The organism is Arthrobacter sp. ok362 (genome assembly GCF_900102785.1).
Lineage (GTDB): Bacteria > Actinomycetota > Actinomycetes > Actinomycetales > Micrococcaceae > Arthrobacter.
The window spans coordinates 155,026-179,363 of record NZ_FNGC01000009.1 but is presented as its reverse complement, the minus strand read 5'-3'; the positions used below and the strand labels follow the sequence as shown (position 1 = coordinate 179,363).

The 24,338-nt window shown below is 69.6% G+C and carries 25 protein-coding genes and 1 pseudogene; 19 read left to right on the top strand and 7 right to left on the bottom strand.

The genetic code is table 11. The features are described from left to right. Positions 1-27: 27 nt before the first annotated feature. On the bottom strand, positions 28-1,503 hold the full coding sequence (locus BLQ10_RS13445; RefSeq protein ID WP_175558613.1) for a glycosyltransferase 87 family protein: 1,476 nt from the start codon (positions 1,501-1,503) through the stop codon (positions 28-30). A 111-nt stretch (positions 1,504-1,614) separates the two neighbouring features. Between BLQ10_RS13445 and BLQ10_RS13440 the strand changes: the two genes are divergently transcribed. Together BLQ10_RS13440 and BLQ10_RS13435 are read left to right on the top strand one after the other, a co-directional pair. Further along, a complete protein-coding gene (locus tag BLQ10_RS13440; RefSeq protein ID WP_091562854.1) occupies positions 1,615-2,778 on the top strand; it encodes a molybdopterin-dependent oxidoreductase in 1,164 nt (387 codons plus the stop codon). A 68-nt stretch (positions 2,779-2,846) separates the two neighbouring features. Further along, complete coding sequence (locus BLQ10_RS13435) at positions 2,847-3,272, top strand: hypothetical protein (RefSeq protein WP_139164239.1); 426 nt, start codon at positions 2,847-2,849, stop codon at positions 3,270-3,272. On the opposite strand, the gene BLQ10_RS13430 is transcribed toward BLQ10_RS13435, so the two are convergent. Genes BLQ10_RS13430 through BLQ10_RS13420 form a run of 3 tightly spaced genes read right to left on the bottom strand, consistent with a single transcriptional unit; the run spans position 3,269 to position 5,363 of the window. Beyond that, positions 3,269-3,952 carry a class I SAM-dependent methyltransferase gene (locus tag BLQ10_RS13430; protein WP_091562850.1) on the bottom strand — a complete coding sequence of 228 codons (684 nt, stop codon included), beginning with the start codon at positions 3,950-3,952 and terminating at the stop codon, positions 3,269-3,271. The two genes, BLQ10_RS13435 and BLQ10_RS13430, sit on opposite strands and share 4 nt — an antisense overlap. Next, positions 3,949-4,632, bottom strand: coding sequence for a TIGR04282 family arsenosugar biosynthesis glycosyltransferase (locus BLQ10_RS13425; protein WP_091562847.1), 684 nt, complete (start codon positions 4,630-4,632; stop codon positions 3,949-3,951). Before BLQ10_RS13425 ends, BLQ10_RS13430 begins: the two co-directional genes overlap by 4 nt. After that, positions 4,629-5,363 carry a glycosyltransferase family 2 protein gene (locus BLQ10_RS13420; protein ID WP_091562846.1) on the bottom strand — a complete coding sequence of 245 codons (735 nt, stop codon included), beginning with the start codon at positions 5,361-5,363 and terminating at the stop codon, positions 4,629-4,631. Before BLQ10_RS13420 ends, BLQ10_RS13425 begins: the two co-directional genes overlap by 4 nt. Before the next feature lie 210 nt (positions 5,364-5,573). Between BLQ10_RS13420 and BLQ10_RS13415 the strand changes: the two genes are divergently transcribed. The 4 genes from BLQ10_RS13415 (at position 5,574) to BLQ10_RS13400 (ending at position 10,764) form a co-directional block, all read left to right on the top strand. Next, positions 5,574-6,191, top strand: coding sequence for an alpha/beta hydrolase (locus tag BLQ10_RS13415; protein ID WP_091562844.1), 618 nt, complete (start codon positions 5,574-5,576; stop codon positions 6,189-6,191). A gap of 117 nt (positions 6,192-6,308) precedes the next feature. After that, positions 6,309-7,355 carry a LacI family DNA-binding transcriptional regulator gene (locus tag BLQ10_RS13410; protein ID WP_091562841.1) on the top strand — a complete coding sequence of 349 codons (1,047 nt, stop codon included), beginning with the start codon at positions 6,309-6,311 and terminating at the stop codon, positions 7,353-7,355. 234 nt (positions 7,356-7,589) lie between these two features. Further along, complete coding sequence (locus tag BLQ10_RS13405; RefSeq protein WP_091562838.1) at positions 7,590-8,333, top strand: HAD family hydrolase; 744 nt, start codon at positions 7,590-7,592, stop codon at positions 8,331-8,333. A gap of 100 nt (positions 8,334-8,433) precedes the next feature. Then, positions 8,434-10,764 (top strand): glycoside hydrolase family 65 protein, encoded by a 2,331-nt coding sequence (locus BLQ10_RS13400; protein ID WP_091562837.1) that lies wholly within the window; start codon positions 8,434-8,436, stop codon positions 10,762-10,764. Positions 10,765-10,771: 7 nt separating this feature from the next. Here the strand turns inward: BLQ10_RS13400 and BLQ10_RS13395 are convergent, their stop codons facing one another. After that, a complete protein-coding gene (locus BLQ10_RS13395) occupies positions 10,772-12,103 on the bottom strand; it encodes an MFS transporter (RefSeq protein WP_091562834.1) in 1,332 nt (443 codons plus the stop codon). A 127-nt stretch (positions 12,104-12,230) separates the two neighbouring features. On the opposite strand from BLQ10_RS13395, the gene BLQ10_RS13390 reads away from it, so the two are divergent. The 3 genes and pseudogenes from BLQ10_RS13390 to BLQ10_RS13380 form a co-directional block, all read left to right on the top strand. Beyond that, on the top strand, positions 12,231-13,106 hold the full coding sequence (locus tag BLQ10_RS13390; RefSeq protein ID WP_091562830.1) for a hypothetical protein: 876 nt from the start codon (positions 12,231-12,233) through the stop codon (positions 13,104-13,106). Continuing rightward, the gene (locus BLQ10_RS13385; RefSeq protein WP_091562827.1) at positions 13,097-13,846 is read left to right on the top strand and encodes a LamB/YcsF family protein; all 750 of its coding nucleotides are present in this window, start codon (positions 13,097-13,099) and stop codon (positions 13,844-13,846) included. Before BLQ10_RS13390 ends, BLQ10_RS13385 begins: the two co-directional genes overlap by 10 nt. Positions 13,847-13,906: 60 nt before the next feature. Continuing rightward, positions 13,907-14,401, top strand: a pseudogene (locus tag BLQ10_RS13380) (MFS transporter); the annotation flags it as partial. Positions 14,402-14,421: 20 nt separating this feature from the next. Here BLQ10_RS13380 and BLQ10_RS13375 read toward each other — a convergent pair. Beyond that, positions 14,422-15,627 carry a DUF445 domain-containing protein gene (locus tag BLQ10_RS13375; RefSeq protein ID WP_254785559.1) on the bottom strand — a complete coding sequence of 402 codons (1,206 nt, stop codon included), beginning with the start codon at positions 15,625-15,627 and terminating at the stop codon, positions 14,422-14,424. 182 nt (positions 15,628-15,809) lie between these two features. On the opposite strand from BLQ10_RS13375, the gene BLQ10_RS13370 reads away from it, so the two are divergent. From BLQ10_RS13370 to BLQ10_RS13350, 5 genes are all read left to right on the top strand, one after another. After that, on the top strand, positions 15,810-16,709 hold the full coding sequence (locus tag BLQ10_RS13370) for a glycerophosphodiester phosphodiesterase (protein ID WP_091562823.1): 900 nt from the start codon (positions 15,810-15,812) through the stop codon (positions 16,707-16,709). 107 nt (positions 16,710-16,816) lie between these two features. Then, positions 16,817-17,263, top strand: a complete 447-nt coding sequence (locus tag BLQ10_RS13365) for a DoxX family protein (protein ID WP_091562822.1) — start codon at positions 16,817-16,819, stop codon at positions 17,261-17,263. Beyond that, on the top strand, positions 17,260-18,033 hold the full coding sequence (locus BLQ10_RS13360) for an AzlC family ABC transporter permease (protein ID WP_091562992.1): 774 nt from the start codon (positions 17,260-17,262) through the stop codon (positions 18,031-18,033). The genes BLQ10_RS13365 and BLQ10_RS13360 overlap by 4 nt, the downstream gene beginning before the upstream one ends. Next, entirely contained in the window at positions 18,030-18,341 is a 312-nt protein-coding gene (locus BLQ10_RS13355; protein WP_091562819.1) for an AzlD domain-containing protein, read from the top strand. Before BLQ10_RS13360 ends, BLQ10_RS13355 begins: the two co-directional genes overlap by 4 nt. Positions 18,342-18,449: 108 nt before the next feature. After that, positions 18,450-18,689 carry a hypothetical protein gene (locus BLQ10_RS13350; protein WP_091562816.1) on the top strand — a complete coding sequence of 80 codons (240 nt, stop codon included), beginning with the start codon at positions 18,450-18,452 and terminating at the stop codon, positions 18,687-18,689. 54 nt (positions 18,690-18,743) lie between these two features. On the opposite strand, the gene BLQ10_RS13345 is transcribed toward BLQ10_RS13350, so the two are convergent. Next, the gene (locus BLQ10_RS13345; protein WP_091562815.1) at positions 18,744-19,376 is read right to left on the bottom strand and encodes a TetR/AcrR family transcriptional regulator; all 633 of its coding nucleotides are present in this window, start codon (positions 19,374-19,376) and stop codon (positions 18,744-18,746) included. Positions 19,377-19,551: 175 nt separating this feature from the next. On the opposite strand from BLQ10_RS13345, the gene BLQ10_RS13340 reads away from it, so the two are divergent. The 5 genes from BLQ10_RS13340 (at position 19,552) to BLQ10_RS13320 (ending at position 24,334) form a co-directional block, all read left to right on the top strand. Then, positions 19,552-19,917 carry a thiamine-binding protein gene (locus tag BLQ10_RS13340; RefSeq protein WP_091562814.1) on the top strand — a complete coding sequence of 122 codons (366 nt, stop codon included), beginning with the start codon at positions 19,552-19,554 and terminating at the stop codon, positions 19,915-19,917. An 80-nt stretch (positions 19,918-19,997) separates the two neighbouring features. Beyond that, positions 19,998-20,675, top strand: a complete 678-nt coding sequence (locus tag BLQ10_RS13335) for an O-methyltransferase (RefSeq protein WP_091562811.1) — start codon at positions 19,998-20,000, stop codon at positions 20,673-20,675. 220 nt (positions 20,676-20,895) lie between these two features. Next, positions 20,896-21,999 (top strand): acyl-CoA dehydrogenase family protein, encoded by a 1,104-nt coding sequence (locus BLQ10_RS13330; protein WP_091562810.1) that lies wholly within the window; start codon positions 20,896-20,898, stop codon positions 21,997-21,999. Next, positions 21,993-23,540, top strand: a complete 1,548-nt coding sequence (locus tag BLQ10_RS13325; RefSeq protein ID WP_091562807.1) for a bifunctional PIG-L family deacetylase/class I SAM-dependent methyltransferase — start codon at positions 21,993-21,995, stop codon at positions 23,538-23,540. The genes BLQ10_RS13330 and BLQ10_RS13325 overlap by 7 nt, the downstream gene beginning before the upstream one ends. A 5-nt stretch (positions 23,541-23,545) precedes the next feature. Further along, positions 23,546-24,334 carry a glycosyltransferase family 2 protein gene (locus BLQ10_RS13320; RefSeq protein ID WP_091562990.1) on the top strand — a complete coding sequence of 263 codons (789 nt, stop codon included), beginning with the start codon at positions 23,546-23,548 and terminating at the stop codon, positions 24,332-24,334. Positions 24,335-24,338 lie beyond the last annotated feature (4 nt).

Genomic DNA, 24,338 nt, shown 5'->3' with positions numbered 1-24,338 from the left:
CGGGACCTCGGCGGCCACGGCAAGCCCTCAGGCGCCGTTGCGGGCATCGCGCAGCGGGGCCCTTTCCAGCCCCGACAGTGCCGCCGCCGACAGTTCCTTCCGGTGCCGGAACCACGCGCCGGCACCCACGGCCAGGGCGGCAGCCAGCAGGCCGCCCTGCCTCACGTTATCGGCGGGAAGCCCGAACGAGGGCGTTAGGTAGATGGCGTCCAGGGCCAGGATCACCGCGATGTATTCCCAGCGTCCGCTCAGCACCACGAACGGCAGCAGCATCAGTGAGTACCAGGGGTAGGTGGGGCTGACGATCAGCAGCGTCAGGCCAATCATGACGGTCTGCTGCGCCCACACGTTCTCCGGCGTCGTGCGCCGCAGCACCCCGACGGCGACGGCGGCGAGCACGACCGCGCTGAGGACCGCCGGCCATGGCCCGGTGGAGACGAGCTGGGCGAGGCCGAATCGGATGCCGCCGCCCTGGCTGTACCCCTCCTCTTTGAGGTATCCGGGCAGGAATCCGAGAACCCCGGCCCCTGCGGCGAGGACGTAGGGCACGTAGAGCAGGATGAACGTGGCGACGGAGGCCGCGATGAACCGGACCGGGCGCCGGAACAGCAGGGCCGGGGCCGCGATCACCGGAATGAGTTTGACGGCCACAGCCGCCCCGAACGCGGCCCCTGAGCGGAGCGGTTTGCCGCCCAGCAGCAGAAGCCCGGCGGTCAGGATCAGCGCCCCGCCGAGGACATCCACGTGCGCATTGTTCACGGCCTCGAGCTGGACGAGCGGACTCCAGCCCCAGACGGCAGCCAGATAGGCGGGCTTGCCGCTGCGCCGCAGCGCCCGGACCAGCGCCGCGGCCACGCCGGCACTGATCAGGAGGCCGCCCAGCTGGAACGGCAGGAACCCCACCGTGTCCGGGACCGCGGCCCGCACCGCGAAGAAGTAGATTTCGGCCGTCGGCGGGTAAATCGTGGGCACATGGGGCCTGTTGATCGCGGTGCACAGGGGATCTCCGGACGGGAAACCGCGCGTCGCCGCCGATTCGGTCCCGAACAGCCCGGCGGCACACACCGGTTCGCCGGTGGCGCCGGTGGTGCCCGGCGCGAAGAGCCAGGCCGGGCGCAGGTGCTCCAAGGTTTCGTCGATCGGGACGTAGGCATAGGGGGAAATGCCGGCCTTCTGCACGATGCCGTCCCAGCCGTAGCGGGCCGAGTCGTTGCTGGTCCGCGGGGGAGCGCTCATGGCGGCCAGGCCAAGCAGCAGGGTGCCGCCGACAACAACGGCCCCGATCCGGCGGCGGGGAACATGCCGCAGGGTGCGGATGCCGGCCGCGAGGAGCAGCCACCACATGAACGAGCCGGCAATCGGGGCATCCGGGAACGGGTTCTCCGGCATCACCATCCACCACAGCAAGCCCGCACTGGCCAGGAACAGGGCGGCCACGCCCAGGTACCGCCGGGACGGAGGGGAACCTGTTGTCTGCGCGGGCTCTGCTGCACGGGATTCCACACTACGATCCTGCCCCATTGCCGGGCCCCGGACAGCCTGCCGTCCGAAACGTCCGTAAATCGCAAGATTTGGGCCGCCCTCCCGGCGCGGAAAAGATGATGTGATCTAACTATGGAAAAGCTCACGGATGCTCTGGCCGCGAGGTTCGCCTCGCCGACGAGGAGTTCGCGGCTGACGGTAGTCCTGGGCCGGTGGCTGGGACTGAGCTTCCTGGTCTGCTTTGCCACAGGCCTGTTCAGCCACGGACTGCAGAACCCGCCGTCGTGGATGTTTTTCCCCACGAGTCCGGCCTGGATCTACCAGCTGAGTCAAGGCATCCACGTCACGACGGGCTTGGCCTCCATCCCCCTGCTGCTGGCCAAGCTCTGGTCCGTGTACCCGGAACTGCTGAAATGGCCGCCCGTCCGGTCCCTGCTCCATGGCCTGGAACGGGCCTCCGTTGCCCTCTTTGTGGCGTCCTCCCTACTCCAGGTCACCACCGGCCTCATCAATACCTACAAGTGGTATCCGTGGCCCTTCCCGTTCCGCGAAACGCACTACTGGCTGGCGTGGGTCATCACGGGTTCCCTGGTTCTGCACATCGCCGTGAAGCTTCCGGTCATCCTGGCGAACTGGCGGCGGCCGGGCCGCGGTCCTGCCGTGACTGCCCGGGCCGGCGACTCCGAACCGGCCGCGGCGGGCCGCTGGACCCGGCGTGCTTTCCTCGCCGGGGTCGGCACCACCGCGGGTGTCCTTGTGCTGACCACAGCCGGGCAGTCGTTCGCCTGGTTCGACCCTTTGAATGTCTTTGCACCACGGAAGATGGGCACCGGGCCTCAGTCCGTGCCGGTGAATCGGACGGCGGAACAGGCCAACGTCAAAGACCAGGCGATGGCCCCCGACTGGAAGCTGGCCGTCGCGTACCAGGGCAGCCGCCGGATGTTCAGCCTGGCGGAGCTGCGCTCGCTGCCGCAGTACGCCCACGAGCTGCCGATCGCGTGCGTTGAGGGCTGGAGCCAGACCGCCCAGTGGCGAGGCGTCCGGATCCGTGACCTGGTTGCCGCCGTCGGAGGCCCCGCGGACGCCGTGCTCCGCGTTACCAGCCTCGAACCGGAGGGAGCGTACCGGACGATGGACATGCCCACCGCCTACGTCCAGGACGAACGCACCCTGGTGGCCCTGGAACTGAACGGCGAAATCCTGGACCTGGAACACGGCTACCCGGCCCGCATCATCGCCCCCGGCCGGCCCGGGGTGCTGCAAACGAAATGGCTGCAATCAGTGGAGGTCCTGTGAAGCCGACGCCGGGTCAGGTCCCCGCTTCCGTCCCCGCGGCGGGACCCGTGGGGGCTCCGTCCCGCACTGTGAAAATCGTCCGCATCGTCCTCATCGCGTCCGGGGTTGCCGTGATTTCCTACGGGCTTCTCGGACTGCCAACCCAGCTCGGCGCCATGCAGCTGGTGGGCCTCCTGGCCTGGCTGGCGGGCGCCGTCGTGCTGCACGATGGCGTTGTCGTTCCCCTCTCGACGCTGGTGGGGGCGGGCCTGACACGGATCGGTGTCGGCCTCCGGCCGGCCTCTTCCGCCGTGCTCCGGGGCGCACTGATGACGGGGGCCTTGGTGACCCTGTTGGTAGCGCTGCTGCTTAAGGCCCAGTCCGTGGCCCAAAACGTCAGCGTCCTGGAGGGACAGTATGCCGTAGCCCTGTGCTGGTTCTGGGCAGCCCTGACGCTCGTGACCGCGGCAGCGATCTTTGTCCTGCAGCGCCGTGCGCCGGCCGCCGGGCCCTAGACCGGCCGCAGCCGGCAGAAGACCCGCCCCTGCAGCCGCTGCGTTGACGCGACGGACCAGCCAGTCCGCTCCGCCCTCGAGGCAAGCGCAGAGGTGCCGGCGCGGGCCCAGCAGAACGGGTCGCTAAGATGCCCCTCGGCATCTTCCAGCACCGCAGGGAACACGACGTCGACGTCGTCGGCCTCAACTTCCACCAGCAGCGTCCCGTGCGCGGCGATGAGTTGCCGGCAGCGGCGCAGCAACGCCGTGACGCTCCCGCCGATTCCGATGTTGCCGTCGAGGAGCAGGATGGAGCCCCAGCTGCCGGACTGCGGAATGACCGCGAAGATGGAGCGTTCGAGCGCGCGGGCTCCCCGGCCGCGCGCGTACCGCACCGCCTCGGGGCTTGTGTCGACTCCGAGCGCTGCCAACCCCAGCGACTGGGCCGCCGAGAGCAGGCGGCCGGGGCCGCAGCCGACGTCGAGCACCGGACCGTTGAGGCTCTGCAGCAGGAGGACTTCCAGGACGGTTGCCTCAGCGCACCAGCCTTGGACATCGAAGCTGACGTCGCCCGGGCCGGAACCCTGCCCCGCAGGGCGCAGGGTCAGCGTTCCCCCGCCGAGGCGCAGGGCGCATTCATAAGGCTCGTGGGCCCCTTGCCCGAACAGCCCAACGGGAGCCGGTCCGGCCGAGACCGTCATGGCGTCGCCGTGGTCCCGCTGGCGTCGGTGGCGGCTGCGGCGACCGCGGCCGCGGCGACCGCGGCCGCGAAGGCAGTCCCCGGGATCTCCGCGGCGATGGCGAGGGCGTCGGAGAAGTGGTCCATGTCGCGCAGCCGGGGCAGTTGCCCGATTCCGAGGCCCGCGGACACGAGCCGGGCGCGCTGGGCGTCCCCCGTGCCAACGGTCGACATCGGCACGCCACGGATCAGGTTCCCGTCCGGGCGGCGCATGGCGAGGGCCCAAAAGCCGCCGTCGGACGCCAGTCCCAGCCAGGCGTCGTGGGCCGGACGACGGGCGTCCCAATCGGCGAGGAGTCCAGCCAGATGGAGCTGTGAAAACTGCGGCGTGTCCATACCGACAATCAGGAGCGGCCCGGCCACGGCGTCGCAGATCGCCGCCAGCCGTTCGTCCAGGCCGCCTGCGGCTTGCGGCACGACGTCGAACTGATCCGCATCGGCGCCGGCAGGCGTTCCGTCCATGACCAGGAGGCGGCGCGCTGCGGGCAGGCCGCGGACGGTGTCCAGCGTCCGGCGCAGGCTGGCGTGGGCCAGTCCCGCCGCGACGGAGGGGGTCAGCGGAGGGCTCAGCCGGGTTTTGACTTTGCCCGGCAGGCACTCTTTGGCGATGACCGCGACGGTCAGGTCTGTCGAATTGCTCATACTTGCTCTTCGCTGCCGGTCCGGGCTCGGACCGGTCCGGACGCTGGGTCGGCCACCAAGGCGGCGGCCGCCTTGAGCTGCGCGGACATGTCCCGCACGGCGGTGACGGTGCCCCGGATGGTGCCCGTGACCTTGGACCGGCCGGTGCGGGGCGCATAAGGGACCGACATTTCGGCGATGGCCCAACCGGCCAGGCTGGCCTTGAGGAACATCTCCAATGGATAGCCGCTCCGACGGTCTTCCAAATTTAGAGACAGCAGCTTCGCGCGGCGCGCAGCCCGCAGGGGGCCGAGGTCGGTGACGTTTTCCCCGGTGAGCCGGCGCAGGCGCCAGGCGAGGACGATGTTCGCGACCCGGGCATGGAACGGCCAGGCCCCCCGCTGCGGCTGCCGGCTGCCCAGCATGAGGTCCACGGTGCCGGCCATGACGGGTGCCAGGAGTTGGGGCAGGCGGGCAGGATCCAGTGATCCGTCACAGTCGCAGAACGCCACGAAGTCCGCCGTCGCGGCCAGCAGACCCGCATGCGCGGCCGCGCCAAACCCGCGGCGTTCCTCCTGGACCACGACGGCCCCAAGTTCGGCCGCGAGTTCCGCGGAGCCATCACTGGAACCGTTGTCCACCACGATCGCCCGATATCCGGCCGGGATCCGGGACAGCACCCACGGCAGGGCGCCGCGCTCATCCAGGCAGGGCAGGACCACATCAACACTGCCGCCGGATATCTCGTTCATGCCTCCACACTACGATTCGGGCCCCGCGGAATCGTGCGGAAATCCTTACGGTATGAGGGTGGTTGCACCGTTTCGGACGGCCGCCCCGGTTTTGGACGGGCGCGCCGCGGATCCGGGGCGGAAGTCCGCTTCCGCGGCGCGGCCCGCGGATGCTGGCCCAAGGATGCTGAGCTAGGCCGAGGACGCGGCCGCTCTGGATAGGCTGAGCCCATGGAGACGGTCGTCTGGTCAAAACCCGAACACGAACGCGCCGGCACGCCGCTGCTGGTGATGCTGCACGGCTACGGCACGGACGAGTCCCGGATGTCCAAGCTGTTCGGTTCCCTGCCGCCGGAGTTCACTTGCGCCGCCCTGCGCGGGCCCAAGGACATCGGCGACCACCACGGCTGGTTCCTGCTGGACTACTTCCTCACCCACGACTTTGCCGACGTCATCGCCTCCACGAACGCAGTCTTCGCCTGGATCGAGTCCGTCAAATCCCGGCACAGCAGCGTCAGCCTGTTCGGATTTTCGCAGGGGATGGCCATGGCCAGCACGCTTCTGCGGCTCCGGCCGGACCAGTTCCGCGCGGTGGTCGGGCTCTCGGGCTTTGTCCTGGACAACGAGCTCCTGGCCATGAGCGAATCCTTCACCTCCCGGCCGCCATTCTTTTGGGGCAGGGACAGGGCCGACGTCGTGATTAACGACGCCGCCGCCGAACACACCGAGGAGTGGCTGGACCGGAACACCCAGCTCACGGCCCGGACCTACCCCGGCATGGGGCATTCGATTTCGAAGGCCGAACTCGTGGACGTCGGCGCCTTCCTGCGCCACTACGTCCTGCGCTGACCAAAACAGTGGCCCGACATGGGACCATCCACTTGCATGCCAAATTTGTAAGCGCTTACAATCGACCTCGGCCACGAACACCGGCCCACTACTTCGGGGGGAGAAAGGGCTGAGCCCGTGCCGCAGGCCAAGACCTCGCGCGTTAGAATCCAGGACGTCGCCGCGCTCTCCGGGCTCTCCATCTGCACCGTCTCCCGTGCACTCCGGCAGCTTCCCAACGTCTCCGCACAAGCCAAGGCGAGGGTCGGCGACGCGGTGGCCCAGCTGGGCTACAAGGCCTCGTCGGCAGCTTCCCGGCTGGCCGGCGGCAACACCGGTTCCGTGGCCATCATCGCCCCGACTGCCACGGCATGGTTCTTTGCCCGGGCGGTGGAAGCGGCCGAGGAAGTCTTCGCGGACAGCGGCTATGACACCGTCCTGATCAGCCTCCGGAACCGGCCCAGCGTGCAGCAAAAGCTCTTCGGTGACCTCGCGGGCCTGGCGCAGCGCGTTGACGGCGTGCTGCTGCTCAACATCGGCCTCAGCGAGCCCGAAATGGCCGCGCTCGCCGGGTCGGGCCTCGCCCTGGCCAGCGTGGGCATGCACGGCGTGCCGTGGGACAACGTGGGCATCGACAACGCAGAAGCCGCCCGCGCCGCCACGAACCACCTGCTGGCACTGGGCCACCGGGACGTTGCCATCCTGGCCGGCAGCGAAACCGGTGCACCCTCCCTCGTGACCGCCAACGAGCGGCGGCGGGGCTTCGAGCAGGCTATGGCCGGCCACGGCCTCGCGGTCGATCCGGACCTCGTGCTCGACGCCGGCTCCAGCATCGAAGGCGGCCGGCGGGCCATGGCGGAACTCGCGGAAAACCGCAAAATGCCGTCCGCGATCTTCGCCGGTTGCGACGAGACGGCCTTCGGCGCGCTCATGGCAATGCGGGAGTTCGGTTTGTCAGCGCCGGAAAACGTGTCCATCATAGGAATAGACGATCATCAGATGAGTTGGTTCCTGGGCCTGACCACCATGGCCCAGCCAGTGGCCGACCAGGGCGCTTTCGCGGCCAACCTGCTGATCGAAAGACTTCATCGCTCGGGACTTCCCAATCCGCCGCCTGCCAGTCCGCCGTCGAACCACCTGCTGGACACCAAATTGGTAGAGCGCACGAGCACGCGACGCCGCTGATCCGGCCGGTCCGCCGTCGGAACGGCTCCAAACCGAGCAGCAAAGGCCGGGCCGCCGTCGGAACGGCCCCAAACAGAGCAACGGCGCCGCTGCACCAGACAGCGCTTAGACCGACTGCCCTGAACCGACTGCCCTGAACTGACTGCCCTGAACTGACTGCCCTGAACTGACCGCTTAGACCATCGCTTTGATCAAACCGTCTTGCCTGCCCGTTGTCTGAAAGGACCCTGACTCATGACTGTAGTTCCCGACACCTCCGGCCTCGCCGGTGCACTCTCCGGCGCATCCGCCATCCTTTTTGACCTCGACGGCGTCCTGACGCCCACCGCGGTGGTGCACGAGCAAGCCTGGAAGCAGCTCTTCGACGGCTTCCTGGCCTCGGTCCCCGATGCCGCGCCGTACCGTGAGAGCGACTACTTCGACCACATCGACGGCAAGCCGCGCTTCGACGGCGTCCGGGACTTCCTGGCCTCCCGCGGCATTGTGCTGCCCGAGGGCCCGGCGGACGACGAGCCGGCGCATGACACCGTTCACGGGCTGGGCAACCGCAAGAACAAGGTCTTCAACGACATCGTCGAGTCCGGCGGAGTCCTGCCCTACGAGGGCTCCGTCCGGCTTGTCGACGCCGCGCTGGCCCGCGGACTCAAGCTCGCCGTCGTCTCCTCCTCCCGCAACGCCCCGGCCGTGCTCAAGGCTGCCGGGCTCTCCGATTACTTCCCCGTGGTGGTCGACGGTGTCGTCGCCGTCGCCGAGGGGCTGCCCGGCAAGCCCAGCCCGGCCACCTACGAATACGCCGCCCGGCTCCTGGATCTGCCCAGCCAGGCCTGCGTTGTGGTCGAGGACGCCGTCTCCGGCGTCCAGGCCGGCAGCGCGGGAGACTTCCGTTCGGTGATCGGCGTCGACCGCGGAGCCGGCCGGCAGACCCTGCTCGACGCCGGGGCCACGGTAGTGGTCAACGACCTCGCCGAACTGCTCTAGCCCGGCGCCCGCTTCCGCCACCTCAACCCTCAGCCCCTCCCGCTGCCGGCTCCCACCGCCGAGCTCAATGCCCACTCCCGCCGAAGGAACCCCCTAAACCATGGCTCTCATCACCTCGGACCGCGCCCGGTTCCCCAACGATCCCTGGCAGCTGGTCGAGACCGTCCACCTCCCCGGCAATGCCGGCACCTTGGAGACCCTGTTCAGCCTCGGCAACGGGCACCTGGGCATCCGCGGCGCGCACTGGGGCGCCGCTGACGCCGAACTTCCCGGCAGCTTCATTAACGGCTTCCACGAGACCTGGGACATCAAGCACGCGGAAAACGCCTACGGCTTCGCCCGTACCGGGCAGCGGATCCTCTACGTCCCGGACGCCAACAACTTCACCGTCATCATCGACGGCGAGCCGTTGAGCCTGGACGAGTCCACGGTGCTGGACTACCGCCGCTCGGTGGATTTCGCCACCGGTATCTACGAGTGCAGGATCACCTGGCAGTGCCGCTCCGGCGCGACCGTGACCACCACCGAACGTCGCGCCGTCGGCTACGAATCCCGCGGCGCGCTGGGCATCAGCCTCGAAGTGGCGGCTGACCGGGATATCTCCGCGGACGTCACGTCCTCGGTCATCAACCGCCAGGACCAGCCGGTGGAGGACCACTCCGCCCACGATCCGCGCCGCTCCGGCCGCCACGCCGGGCGCGTGCTGCTGCCCTTGCGGCTCGACGGCGGGGACGGCTCCCTGCGCCTGTCCTGGGAAGCCTCGGAATCCAAGCAGCGGCTCGGGATGGCCGTGGATCACTGGACCTCGGCCGGGGTGCAGCCGTTCGACACCCAGGTGGACCAGGACGACAGCAGCGTCCGCTACGTGCTCGCCGTCAGCGCGGACGTACCGTTCGTGCTGGAGAAGAGCGTCAGCTACGCCGTGGGCCAGGCCGCCGAGGACCTCGCGGACAGCGCCGAAGCCAGCCTCAAGCCGGTCAGTGAGATCTTCACCCAGAGCGAGGACTACTACCGCGGCTACTGGAGCACGAGCGACATCGTGGTGGCGGGCCAGACCGAGCTCCAGCAGGGCGTCCGCTGGAACCTCTTCCAGCTCGCGCAGGCCACCGCCTGCGCCGATGTGGCCGGCATCCCGGCCAAGGGCGTGTCCGGCTCCGGCTACGACGGCCACTACTTCTGGGACCAGGAAGTGTACCTGCTGCCCTACCTGACCTACACGAACCCGGGCAACGCCCGCCAGGTCCTGGAATTTCGCCACGACCTCCTGCCCGAGGCGAAGATCCGCGCCAAGGAACTCAGCGTGGACGGCGCCCTCTTCCCCTGGCGCACCATCAACGGACTCGAGGCCAGCGCCTACTACGCGGCCGGCACCGCGCAGTTCCACATCGCCGCCGCGATCGCCTTCGCGACCAACCGGTACATCTGGGCCAGCGGGGACACTGACTTCCAGGACACCCTGGGCTCCGAGCTGCTGATCGAGACCGCCCGGATGTGGGTCTCCCTGGGTTTCTTCGGCAAGGACGGGCTCTTCCACATCCACGGCGTCACCGGCCCGGACGAGTACACCGCCGTCGTGAACGACAACCTGTACACAAACGTCATGGCGCGCTTCAACCTGCGCGCCGCGGCGGCGCTGGACCACGCGGAGATCGGCGACGCCGAACGCCAGCTCTGGGAGCAGGCCGCCAACCGCATGCACATGCCCTATGACGAGGACCTCCAGGTCCACTCCCAGGACAACGACTTCATGACCCTGGAACCGTGGGACTGGACCACGCCCCGGTCCAAGTACCCGCTCCTGCTGCACTTCCACCCGCTGGTGATCTACCGTCACCAGGTCCTGAAGCAGGCCGACACCGTGCTGGCCATGTTCCTGCAGTGGCAGGACTTCACCGCGGAGGAAAAGCGCCGCGCGTTCGACTTCTACGACCCCATCACCACCGGCGACTCCACACTGTCCGCCTGCGTCCAGGGCATCATGGCGGCCGAGGTCGGCTACGGCCAGGCTGCGCTGGACCACTTCACCCACGCCCTGTTCATCGACCTCGACGACACTCACGGCAACACGATCGACGGCGTCCACATCGCCTCCACCGGCGGGGTGTGGAGCTCGCTGGTCAGCGGCTTCGCCGGGCTGCGGGACCAGGGCGCGGTGCCGTACTTCGACCCGCGGCTGCCGGCCGAATGGGACGGACTCGAGTTCCACCTCAAGATCCAGGGCAGGCTCCTGCACATCGTGCTGGAACAGGAATCGATCAGCCTGACTGTCCGTGAAGGTGCGCCGCTGGAGATCGACGTGCGCGGGGAACTGCTCACCGTCGACGGCGACCCGGTCCGGGTCCCGCTGGCGCCCGTCACGGCCCCGGAGCCCACCGTCTTCCCCAGCGGCCTTCCGACGGCGTCGATCCCGGTGGTGCGCGCCGCGGTCTGAGCCCCGGTTACCCGGGCGGTGCGGGGCGGGCCTCTTCAGCTTCGCCGGCCTCTTCCGCACCGCCGGCGAGCGGATGGGCCAGCTCATCGGCCGGCATCCGCGCCACCGCCATCGCGACGACGGCCACCACCGGGCACACGGTCCCCGCGACGAGGAAGATCAGCCACAGCGGCAACACCTCCGCGGCCGGCCCGGCCAGTGCCATGGAGACCGGCATGAGGGCCAGCGACACGAAGAAATCCAGGCTCGAGACGCGGCCCAGCAGATGCGGCGGCACCCGGCGCTGGAGCAAGGTTCCCCAGATCACCATGCCCACGCTGCCGGTGGCGCCGAAGACGAACAGGGCTGCTGCCAGGGCCCAGAAACTGTCCATGATTCCGACGGCGGCGATCGGCAGGCTTCCCGCTCCCCAGGACACCATCATCACGGTGAGGTAGCGGCGCGGAAGGGGAAAGGAAGCCGTGGCCAGCGAGGCTCCGGCGCCGCCGACGCCCATGATGGCGAGCAGGAAGCCGAACATGCGCGCGTCCCCACCGAGCTGGTCCCGGACCACGAACGGCACGAGAACCTCGATGGGGCCGATCAGGAACAGCACTGAAATGCAGGCCCAGAGCAGGGTCCACAGCAGCCAGGGCGTGCGGACGGTGTAGCTGACGCCCTCGCGGAGGTCGTGGCGCAAGGACGGCTTGGCCCGCGTATGGCCAGATACCGTGCCTTCGCTGCCCGCAGCGCCCGGCCCCCCTGCCGCGGGCTGGCGGTGGAGGAAGCTCAGGATTGAGAAAGCCAGCAGGTGGCAGACCGCCACGCCGGCGACGGCGTACGAGGGGGACAGGGCCGCCACCAGGACGCCGGCAACGGCCGGCCCGGCTGCCTGCTGCAGGATTGGCCGCATGGTCCCCTCCAGGCCGTTGGCCGCCAGCAGGTCCGCGGGCGGCAGGATCCGCGGCAGGATGGCGGAATAGGCGGGGAAGAAAAACGCAGCCCCGACGCCGAGCACGAAGGCCCCCAGCGCCAGATGCCAGAGCTGCAGCCAGCCCGCCATGGCCAGTGCGCTGATGCTGGCGATGACGGCGAGGTTGGCGCCCTCGACCGCGATGATCAGCAGCCGCTGGGGGACACGGTCCGCGGCGATGCCGCCGGCCAGCAGAAAGGCCACGAGCCCAACGCTGCCCGCCGCAGCCACGAGCGAGAGCTCCAGCGGGCCGCCGCCCAGGTAGATCACCTCGTAGACCATCGCAACGGCCCACATCCCGGAACCGAAGATGGAGATGGCCAGCGCCGTGATCAGCACGCGGTACTCCCGGTGCGCGAAGGGGCTGAGGGCTCGCAGGGCGGGCATGGGCCCAGTCTAGTAGCCGGCCAGCCGGCCGGGCTGGAGCCCTCCGTGGGCCAGCGGTAACCCGGCCTGCCGGGCCGTGCCCTAATGTTAAGTGGACTTACTTTTCTGGTTCCGACGAGAGGCGATCATGGCCAAGCGCAGCAACCCGGCAATCAAGGTTGCCCAGCAAACAGCCCACAGTGCGATGTTCGACGCCGCCGGCCAGCCCCGGCCCGGCCTCCACAGGATGCTCCTGCGGGCGGTTGAAGTCCAGCGGCCGCTGGTACTGGCCAATATCCGCAGGCTCCAGCGCAAACACCCGCATGCCACGGCGGCCCAGCTCGCCGCCATCCTGGAGCGCGACTACCTGCTGGCCGTCACCGGCGGCGGCGCGCTGGTCGGCGGGGCAGCCGTGATTCCGGGCGTCGGAACTGCCGCCGCACTCGGTCTCTCGGCCGCCGCGGCCGTCGGGTTCCTCGAAGCCACCGCACTGTATTCCACAGCGCTCGCCGAACTGCACGGCGTCCGGATGGTGGATCCGGACAGAGCCAGCACCCTGGTCATGGCGATCATGCTGGGCGAGGAAGGCACCCAGCTGCTGAGCTCGCTGAGCGGACAAGCCGCGAGCCGGGGCAAGGGGCCCACCCAGGCCTGGACCACGGCCTTCACCCGCCGCGTCCCCCTCGCCGGCTTCGGTGTCGTGCGGGCGAAGATCCAGACGATGTTCCTGCGCTCCCTGCTCAAGACCCAGGGCACAGCCTGGCTGGGCCGTGCCCTGCCCTTCGGCATCGGCGCCGTCGTAGGCGGAGTGGGCAACCGGGTGATGGGCCATGCGGTCGTCGCGAACGCCAAGGAAGCATTCGGGCCCATCCCGGACACGATTCCGGGAGAACTGCAGGCCCTTGCGGAAACCACCGGGCCGGCCGCGCTCTACGACACTTCCCTGGACGCGCCACCGGACAGCGGCACCCCGAAGGGTTCAACGAAGGGCTCAACGAAGGACGGCGGCACGTTTTGGATCTGAACGCTGACCTGGGAGAGTCCTTCGGGACCTGGACCATGGGTGACGATGCCGCGATGTTCCCGCTCGTCACGAGCGCCAGCGTGGCCTGCGGAATGCACGCCGGCGACCCTGTGACGATGCTGGACACCTGCCGGGCGGCCTACGAGCTCGACGTCAGCGTCGGCGCCCACCTTGGCTACCCGGATCTGGCCGGCTTCGGCCTGCGTTCGATGGACATGACCTTTGATGACCTGTTCGGCGCGGTGCTCTACCAGCTCGGAGCGCTCGACGGCGTCGCCCATGCCGTGGGCGCCTCGGTGGACTACGTCAAGCTGCACGGGGCGCTCTACGACCGCACGGTGCGCGACGCCGAGCAGGCCTCCGCAGTGATTGCCGCCATCCAGGCCTACGATCCCGGGCTGCCCGTCCTGGGCTTCCCGGGCTCAGCGTTGCTGGAAATCGCCCGGGATGCCGGGCACCCCGTTTTCTCCGAAGCCTTCGCCGACCGCGCGTACTTTCCTGACGGCACCCTCGTGCCGCGCACGGAGGAAGGGGCCGTGCTGCTCGACGCCAGACAGGTCACCGAGCGGGCGGTCAGGCTCGCCACGAAGGGCGAAGTCGAGGCGGTGGACGGCACAGTGCTCCGGATCGAGCCACAGTCGCTCTGCCTGCACGGGGACGCACCCGGCTCCGTCAGCGTTGCCGCCGCCGTGCGGGCCGGGCTGGAGGCCGCCGGCGTGGAGCTGGAGAGTTTCGCCTGACCCGCGGCTGGGCAGCCCGAACCGGCGCCGGCCGGCGTGCGCCCCCTGTCCTAAGGCCCTATTCGGGATGTCTACAGCTTCGATCCCAGCGCGGCCGGCGCCCGCACCGCAGGGTTTGCGCTCGCCGCCGTGCTGGCGCGGCCCGTGGGCGGGGTGCTGGCGGACAAGGTCGGTCCGAAGCCCGTGGTGATCGTCGCGCTCGCCGGCGTCGCGGTGCTGGCCTGGGTGGTGAACCTGCAGCCCGACGGCGACGTGCCCGCCGGGATCACGTTCGTCGCCATGGCGGCGGCGCTGGGCCTGGGCACAGGCGGGGTGTTCGCCTGGGTGGGCGTACTCGCGCCGCAGGGAAAAGTGGGCAGCATCAGCGGGGTGGTCAGCGCGGCCGGAGGGCTGGGTGGCTACTTCCCGCCGCTGATCATGGGTGCCACCTACGACGCCGCAGCGCACAGCTACGCGATCGGGCTGCTGCTGCTCGTGGTGACAGCGCTCGGGGCGCTGGCTTTCACGATCTTCGCCATGCAGGGCCGGACCAAGGCGAAGGTCGCCGCTGCCTGACCGGAGCCGGGACCCGGTGGCTAGCTGAACAGCATGCTGGCCACCGTGAAGATGGCCAGCCCGGCCAGGGCGCCCACCACCGTGCCGTTGAGCCGGATGAACTGCAGGTCCCTGCCCACTTGCAGCTCGATCTTCTGGGACGTTTCCTCGGCATCCCAGCGGGCCACGGTGTCCGTAATGACCCCCGCGATGTCCGAGCGGTAGGTCTTCACCAGGTAGCCCGCCGCGTCGCCGATCCAGGCGTTCACCTTGCCGGCGAGCTCGGGATCGACCAGCAGCCGGGTGCCGAAGTCATGCACGGCCGCCTTGAATTTGACGGTCAGTTCGCTGTGCGGGTCATCGACGGCGGTGAGCAGGGCCGTCTTGATGGTGTCCCAGGTGCGGGAGGCAAGCTCGCGGACCTCGGGGTCGCCGAGCACTTGCGCCTTGATGCCCTCGGCACGGGCGATCATGACCGGGTCATGCTGCAGGTCCTGGGCCAGTTCGGTCAGGTATTTGTCGATGGACTGGCGGACCTGGTGCTGCGGATCGTTCTGGACGGCGCGGGTGAACTTGAGGATCTCGACGTAGACCTTGTCCCCGACCAGCCCGTCCACGAATGTCGGCACCCACTGCGGCGAGCGGTCCGAGACCAGCCTGCTGACGGTCTCGTGGTTGTCCCGCACCCAGTCCACGGTGCGGTCCACCAGCAGGTCCACGAGCGTGTGATGGTGGCCGTCGGCGAATATCCGCTCGGCGAGCCGGCCCACCGGCGGCCCCCACGGCGGGGTGAGCAGGTGCTTGCGGACCATGGACTCGATCACGGCCTTGACGTCGTCGTCGTTGAGGACCTTGAACGCGCCGCGGATGACGGCGGCACCCTCCTTGGCGACGCGGTCCGGGCCGCCGGGGCTGGAGAGCCAGGCGCCGGCCTTGCGCGCAATGTCAGCGGACGCCAGCTTTTCCTGGACCACCTGTTCGGAGAGGAAATTGGTCTCCACGAATTCGCCCAGCGAGGCGCCGATCTGGTCCTTGCGGCGCGGGATGATCGCCGTATGCGGGATCTTGATTCCCATGGGGTACTTGAACAGGGCCGTAACGGCGAACCAGTCCGCGAGGGCCCCCACCATGCCGCCCTCGGCCGCCGCGCGGACGTATTCGAGCCCCGGATACTGCTTCTGCAGGGCGAACGCGACGACGAAGATCACGGCCATGACGATCAGGAGCGCGAGTGCCAGGAGCTTCATCCGCCGCAGCGCCGCGGCCTTCTCGGCGTCGCTGGACGCAGCGGAACGCTGTCCGGGGGGACCGTCCGGCCGAACGCCGCCCGGACGTCCCGCGGCACCGGTCAGGGAAGTTGGCTCAGTATTGACCTGCATGAGCCCAGCCTAGTCCTGCCAGGAAACGGGCCGTCCGCTAACGTGGCACCATGACGACTGAGGAGTCCGCCGCCGCCCGTCCTTTGGTCTACGCCCACCGTGGCTCCAGCGGAGCCTTCGCCGAGCACACCCGGGCCGCGTACCTGCAGGCAATTGCCGACGGCGCCGACGGTGTGGAATGCGATGTCCGGCTGACCCGGGACCAGCGCGTGGTGCTCTTGCACGATGCCACCCTGGACCGTACCTCGGACGGCACCGGCCAGGTGGCCGACCGGACCCTGGAAGAGCTCCGGCCGCTGGACTTCTCCTCCTGGAAGGGAGCCCGGATCCCGGAAGCCTACGGCGCCAAGTCCGAGCAGTTCCTGACCCTGCCGGAACTGCTCGACATCCTGCGCGCGGCGGGCCGCGGGATCGGACTGGCGATTGAGTTCAAACACCCGAGCCCGTACCAGCTCGGCCTTGAGGACCGGGTCCTCGACGTCCTGAGGAACAAGGGCTGGGATCCGGGGACGTCGGTGCTGGAGAACATCATGGTTTCGTTCATGAGCTTTAGCCCCGACTCCGTAAAGCACCTTCTCGAGTCCGCGCCGGCAGGGGCCGTCTGCCAACTCGTGGACGACGTCAATGTGGCGGATATCCGAGAGGAACTGCGCCTCGGTGCCCTGACCGGCGGGGCGCTGGCCAATGTGATGAAGGCTGCCCAGGCAGAGGGCGAACGGATCCTGGATAGGGGTGAGGCGGGCATCGCCGGTCCCGCCATCGGCTACGTCCGCGCGCACGCCCCAACCGTTCAGCGCTGGCTCGCCTCGGGACTCCGGTTCCGGGTGTGGACGGTCGACGCCAGGGACGACGTCGAACGGTGCCGGGAACTCGGAATCCACGAGATCACCACAAACTGGCCGGCCCAGGTCCTGTCCCAGCTGATGGCGGACAGTCGGCCCCTCCGCTAACACCCGGCCGCCCGGCGGATCGTGGGCGGATCGCGTCGGAATTGGTTGTGGTCGCCGGGCTCCCTGACGGATTACGGCCGGCGTGGCCGCTGTGGTTGAGTGGTTGCATGCCATTTCCCTGGTCCGGCCGGGACCTCCAGAAGCTGTCCGCGGCAGCGATGAGCGCGCTGCTGCTCACCAGCGCCGCCAAGCACTTCCGCGAGCCCGAATTTTTCCACCCGTTGGTTCCCGACATCATCTGCCGGGACGACTCCGGCGAGCAGCCGAACGGGCCGCTGGCCGTCCTGTCCCGTGAGGAATGGGTGGCAGCGACCGGGCTGCTGGAATCCGCCGCCGCCGTCGGGCTCCTGATCCCGGCCACCCGGAGGGCCGCCGCCGGCTGCGTCACGGCACTGTTCACCGCGTTTCTTTCCGGCCATGTAGACGCCCTGCGCAAGGCCTACGGGCCGCGGGGCACGCCGATGCGGCGGCGGGTGCATACCTTGCGGCTCCCGCTCCAGGCGCCCCTCATCGCGTGGGCCTGGACTCTGACGCGGCGGAACTGGCGCCCGTGAAAATCCTGCAGTCGCCGGCAGTGCGGATCGGTTTGTCGATCAGCATCGCCACCGGCCTCTACGGCGTCTCCTTCGGCGCGCTGTCCGTCACCTCGGGCTTGGATTTCTGGCAGACCATGGCCCTGAGCCTTCTGCTCTTCAGCGGCGGCTCGCAGTTCGCCTTCATCGGCGTGGTGGCCGGCGGCGGCTCCGGCGTCGCCGCGATGGGCGCCGCGACGCTGCTGGGTATGCGCAACGGAATCTACGGCATGCAAATCAACGCACTGTTGCAGCCTCGGGGGTGGCGCAGATTTGCCGCTGCCCACGTCACCATCGACGAGTCCACCGCCACGAGCACCGGACAAACGGACCCGCTCGAGCAGAAGCGCGGCTTCTGGACCGCAGGCCTGGGCATCTTCGTCCTCTGGAACCTGTTCACTGCCGTCGGGGCGCTGGCCGGAGCGGCGCTCGGGGACCCCAAGCAGTGGGGGCTCGACGGCGCCGCCGTGGCGGCCTTCCTGGGCCTGCTCTGGCCCCGCCTGAAAGGCAGGGAACCTGTGGCGATCGCGGTTGTCTGTGCGCTGGCCACCGTGCTGGCCGTGCCGTTCGTGCCCCCGGGAGTTCCGATCCTCGTCGCCGCCCTGGTCGCCGCCGGAATCGGCTGGTTCAGCCACGGACGCAGCGACGAGGGCCTGGAGCCGGACGTCGATCCGTACGCGGAGAACCACGTGCACCACCACCACGACCCTGCTGGCGACCACCGCGGCGACCGCACTGGAGACGACGCATGAACCTCTGGATGTGGCTGCTGCTCTCCTGCCTGCTCGCCTACGCCTGGAAGCTGCTCGGCTACCTGGTGCCGGCCAGCCTGCTCCGCGACCCGCGAATGTCCAGGATTGCCGGCACCATGACGATCGGGCTGCTGGCGTCCCTGACGGTGGTCAATGCCGTTGCCTCCGGTCAGTCGCTCGTCCTGGACGCGCGGCTGGGCGCGTTGGCGGCGGCAGGCATCGCCTTGTGGTTCCGGGCGCCGTTCCTGGTGGTGGTGATCGCCGGCGCGGCCGCGGCCGCCGGGCTCCGGCTGCTGGGCTGGGATTGACCCGCCCGTGGGTCCCCTGCCTGCGCTGCTCCGCGAACCGAGTGTGGGCGTGGCGGGAACGGTCTTTAGTCCCTACTTGACCCGGGGACCGCGTGGGAGCATTCGAACATGAGCGAACAGGACGGCGACCAGCCGGCTGCGGAGCAGGAAGCCGCCGAGCGGGAGTCCGCGGAGCAGGGAGCCGCGGAGCCACCCAAGGAGCAGCGCTCCAAGCCGCACGAGCCGTTTGTTTCTGGAGGGGCTGAGTCCACCAGGGAAATGCGCGAAATGTCCCGCCGTCGTCGGGAAGCCGAAGAGAAGCTGCAGCAACACCTTCTCGAAGCCAAAGATAAGCCCACAGAGGACTAGCGCGGCCTGGATCGCACCGGCTAGCCGAGAACGCAGGTCAGCCGAGCACGCAAGCTAGCCGAGAACGGCGTCGAACGAGGTTCCCGGCAGCGGCGCCTGCGGCGGCAACGCCCGGACCGGCCGCTCCGTCCGGATGGCGTCCTCGACCAGCGCCACGGGCCGCCGCCACGCGTCGGAGCCCGGCTCCATCGTGTCCACGGCGCCGATCAGCATGGCCAGCAGCCGGATCATGTCCGTCATGGAAATGTCGCTGCGCAGGGTCCCCTGGCCCTGCCCGCGGCCCAGCAGGACGGCGATGGACTCAACCAGGCCGCCGGTGATCCCGGCCAGCAGTCCGCGCCGGCCGGAGACCGCGCCGAGGAGGTTGGCTTCCTCGCTGGCAACACGCATCGTGGCGTCGATGACCCGGAAGAGTCCGGCAGCGGCGTCCGGATCGGCCAGAGCCTCGTCGATGGCCGGATCCACCTGGAGCCGGAGTTGCCGGTTGAGGGCGGCGAGGACGAGTTCTTCCTTGTCGGCGAAATTCCGGAAGAGGGTGGCCGGACCCACCCCGGCGGTGACGGCAATGGTCTGCAAAGGCACTTCGGGGCCGTGCTCGCGGAAGCACTGCCGGGCCGCGGCGATGATTTTGTCCACGTTCCGCGCAGCGTCTGCGCGGAGCGGCCTGCGGTCTACTGCGCGGTTCATTTGCCTAGGTTAGCAACGCACGGGGTGCACGAACCTGTTACCGGCGGGTAGTGATTTATGTGACGGTTTCGAAGGTACGCCAGGACGGTGCCGTGGCGGAATCGCGTGAAATACTAGGGCCGGACGGCCTGGAATTTTCGCCGGGCTGTCCTGACTGAGTGAAGGGAACCACCACATGCTGGTCGCATTCTCCGTAGCACCCTCCGGTGACCCCGCCAACGGACAGGCGCCCGGCCACGCGTCCGTCCACGACGCCGTCGCGGCCGCGGTGCGGATCGTCCGGGAGTCGGGCCTACCCAACCGGACCAGTTCCATGTTCACCGAGATCGAGGGGGAGTGGGACGAGGTCATGGACGTCGTCAAACGGGCCACGGACGCGGTGGGCGCCTACGGTTCCCGCGTTTCGCTGGTCCTCAAGGCGGACATCCGGCCGGGTTACAGCGGCGAGCTGACCGGCAAGGTGGAGCGGCTTGAAAACGCCATCGACGGGCAGGGCGCCGACGGTGCCGGGCCGCAAATTCCAATCCGGCCGGGTACCTAAGGCCGGGCGCACGCCGAAATCCGGACGGAAACCGCACCCGGAGGCTACCGCCGGGCGCGGACGGCTGGAACACTGGGGAAATGATCGAGCATCAGTCCACCCCCGGCTGGGTCGCGGTCGAGGACTTCCTCTCCGACGCAGTGGTCCGCCCGGACAGTTCGCTCAAGCGCGCCGTGACCAGCGCCCTTGAGGCAGGCATGCCGCCTATCGAAGTGGCCCCCAACGCCGGCAAACTCCTGAAATTGCTGGTCCAGCTCTCCGGTGCCCGCCGCGTCCTGGAGATCGGCACGCTGGCCGGCTTCAGCACCATCTGGATGGCTCAGGGGCTGCCCGATGACGGCCGGCTCGTCACCTGCGAGTACCTCCCCCTGCACGCCCGCGTTGCGCGGGCGAACGTTGACGACGCCGGCGTTGGCCACAAGGTGGACATCCGGGTCGGCGCGGCGCTGGACACCCTGCGGGAATTGGAAAGCGAGGCGGGGCCGCCCTTCGACTTCGTGTTCATTGATGCCGACAAGGAAAACGACGCCCACTACCTGGACTGGGCCATCCGACTTGGCCGGCCCGGGACCACCATCGTGGTGGACAACGTCGTGTGGGAAGGCGCGGTGCTGGACGCATCGATGGACCCGGTGAATGCCCCCGGAATCATCAGCACGCTCCAGATGCTGGGCGATGACCCGCGGCTGGACGGCACCGTGATGCAGACCGTGGGTTCGAAAGGCTGGGACGGCTTCGCCCTCGCGATCGTCCGCTAAGGGCAAGAGATTGTCTGCTAGGGCGCGAGCGCCAGAGCCAGCCGCCTGCGTGGATGCGGCCGTCCATCATCGAGTGCTAAGTATGCTTAGATTGCTTGTCGACGGCGCCAGTGATGGCGGCGTGGCCCCGGACGCGCAGGACTCCAGCCACATAGCCGGCCCACACGCCCGATCCGCACAGCCAGAATCCGCCCAGCCCGAAGGAACACAGGCAGTCGAAATGAACGGGATCCCCACCTCCCACCCCCTACCTGTCAGGATCAGCTCCGCGGCCGCCGACCTGGACGCGATCAGGCCCCTGCTGTCGGAGGCGCACGCCGCCGTCGGCGATGTCCCGGCGCTGCTGGAGCTGGCCAAGGCGGCCGCGGAGACTGCGCCAAAGCCCGGGGACGGCCGGACCGCGTTCCTGTGGGAGATTCTGGCCTCCGTGACCGCCGTCGACGTCGCTGCCGGCCGCGTGCTGGAACCGCAACTGGACGCCGTGGCGATCCTCGCCCAGGCCGGCGACAAGGCGGCACAGGACGGCGGGCACTTCCCGGATCCCGACGGCGCCGACTTCGAGGGGACGTGGGGGGTCTTTGCCGCCGAAGCGCCCGGCCTGCGGCTTGAAGCCAGGGGATCCGCCGGCGGCTGGATCCTTCAGGGGTCCAAGCCCTGGTGCTCGCTCGCCGCGCAGCTGGACCATGCCGTGCTGACGGCCCACCTGGAGACCGGCGGCCGGGCGGCGTTCGCCGTCGACCTCCACGCGCACGGCGTGAGCTTCGCGAATCCGGAGTGGACCAGCCGGGGGCTGCGCGAGATTCCCAGCGGCACCGTCCACTTCGAGGCCGTCCCCGCCGTGCCCCTCGGCGGCGCTGGCTGGTACTACCAGCGCCCCGGCTTCGCCTGGGGCGGCATGGGGGTCGCCGCCTGCTGGCTGGGCGGCGCCGTCGCGGTGGCGCGCAGCTTCACCGCCTCCCTGCAGCAAGCCGCCGACGGCGGACGGGAACCGGACCAGATAGCCCTGGCCCATCTCGGCGAGATTGACCGAACGCTTGCCGCCCTGACCGCCTACCTGGCCGGAACGGCCGCGAGGATCGACGCCGGGGAGCTCTCGGACCGCGGTGCGTGGAAGGAAGCCCTGCGCGTGCGGGGAAGCGTTGCTGCCGCCGTCGAACGCGTCCAGACGCTCGTGAGCCAAAATCTGGGGCCGGCCCCGCTCGCCTTCGACGAGCGTTACGGAAAACGGATGGCCGATCTCGCCCTGTACATCCGCCAGCATCACGCCATGCGCGACGACGCGCAGCTGGGCACCCTGACGCTGACAGGAAGCAACCCATGGTGAATTTCACCCACAACGACGCCGGGACGTCCGAGGCCGTGTGGGCCGGCAGCCGTGCCGCCGGGCTGCCGGAACTGCCGCTGGATGACGCGGCGCTCGCCGGCCGGGCCTTCATTGTGCTGGCCGCGCACCCGGACGACGAATCACTCGGGGCCGGCGGACTGCTGGCCCGGCTGCACGCCGTCGGCGCCACGGTCCGCGTGCTGCTGTGCACGGCGGGGGAAGGATCGCACCCCGGCTCGACAACGACGACGCCGGAACAGCTCGCGGCGCTCCGCTTGCAGGAGTTCGGCGACGCCCTGGAACGCCTTTTCGAGGGCGGGGGCGGGGACTTGGAGCGGCAGTGCCTGGGCCTGCCCGATGGACAACTCGCCGGGCACCGGGAACTGATCCGGGCCGCGGTCCGCGAGGCGGCCGGCGGGTGCGGGCGCGCCGCCGACGAGATAGTTCTCGTGGCGCCCTACCGCTCCGACGGCCACCCCGACCACGACGTCCTCGGATCCGTCGCCGCCGAGCTCAGCGCCGCGGCGGGCTACGCTCTGCTCGAATACCCGATCTGGTACTGGTTGTGGGCGGCACCGGAGGGGCCGGATGACCCGGCCGGACCGTATGACCCGGCCGGACCGGAGGAGCCGGCCGGACCGGAGGAGCCGGCCGACGGGGCCTGGCGCGGCTGGTTCCGGCTGCCGCTGCGCCCGGCGGAGCTGCAGGCCAAGACTGCTGCCATGGCGGCGCATTTGTCCCAGGTGCGGCCGCTCTCTGGGCTGCCGGGCGACGAGGTGCTCCTGCCTCCGACCTTCCTGGCGCACTTTGAGCGGACCTGGGAGACGTTCGCCTGGCACCCCGCGGGCGACGCGGCGGCCGGCGGCGGGTCCGCACGCTCCTACGCCGCGGGCGACGCGGAGCGCCTCTTCGATGCGGTCCACGCCCGGGACGAGGATCCCTGGCGATACACCTCGAGCTGGTACGAGCAGCGCAAGCGTTCCCTCACGCTCGCCGCGCTGCCCGGCAGCAGCTACACAGCCGGGCTGGAGATCGGCTGCTCGATCGGGACCCTGAGCGCGGAGCTCGCGCCGCGGTGCGGAAGCTTCCTCGCCGTTGACGCCAGCGGCACGGCCCTGGACCGCGCCGCCAGGCGGCTCGCCCACCTGCCCGCGGCAACGACGCGCCACCTGACAGTCCCGAACGAGTGGCCGGACGGATCTTTCGATCTGATCGTGGTCTCAGAGGTGGGTTACTACCTCTCCCCAACAGAGCTCGCCGGACTGTTCGACCGGGTTGAGAGCTCGCTCATGCCTGGCGGGACCCTCGCGCTGTGCCACTGGCGGCACCCCGTTTCCGGCTGGGAACTCGACGGCGACTCGGTCCACGCCGCGGCCCGGCGGCACCTGGGCTGGACCGGTGGCGGGATCTACCAGGAGCGCGACTTCATCCTTGAGGTGTTCCTCGCGCCGGACGCCGCACCGGACTCCGCGACTCACACTGCACCGGACGCCGCGACTCACACTGCACCGGACCGCGGCGCTCCCGAACGGATGGGGTGACCTGGATGGCGGCGTTGCCGTTGCCGCGCGGGCACCGGATCGAACGGGTCGCCGTCGTCATGCCCGCGCACGACGAAGAAGACCACCTTGAGCAGGCTCTGCAGGCCGTTCAGCGGTCCGCTGACGCCCTGTACAGGGTCCGCCCCGACGTCGACACCCGCATGACGGTGGTGCTGGATAGCTGCACGGACGGTTCCGCCGCCATCACGGCTGGCTACGCTGCCATAGACCCGCGTATCAGCGCCCTGGAGGTCAGCTACCGCAGCGCCGGCGCGAGCCGGGCCGCGGGCGTCCGGGCCTCGGGCATCGGCGTGCCCCGGCGGCGGCCGCCCGGCCAGCGTTGGACGCCGGCGCCCTGGGCCCGCCGGACCTGGCTGGCCAACACCGACGCCGATTCCCGGGTGCCGGAGAACTGGCTGGTGCGCCAGCTTGAGTTCGCCGAAGCCGGGGCCGATGCTGTGCTTGGATCCGTGGAACCGGACCCCGCCGGGATGGATCCTGAACTGCTCCGGCACTGGCGCGAACGTCACCCCTTCCACGAGGACCATCCCCACATCTACGGCGCGAATTTCGGCGTCCGGGCCTCGGCCTATCTGACGGCCGGCGGGTTCGCGCGGATCACGTCTGAAGAGGATCGGACCCTGGTGCACAGCCTCCGCAGCCGCGCCTTTACGGTCACGGCGACGGACAGCACCCGGGTCATGACTTCCGGCCGGACCCACGCCCGGGCACCGCACGGCTTTGGCACGTACCTGCGTAGCCTGGGCCACTTGCTGCCGCCGCCTGCCGGCTGAGGAT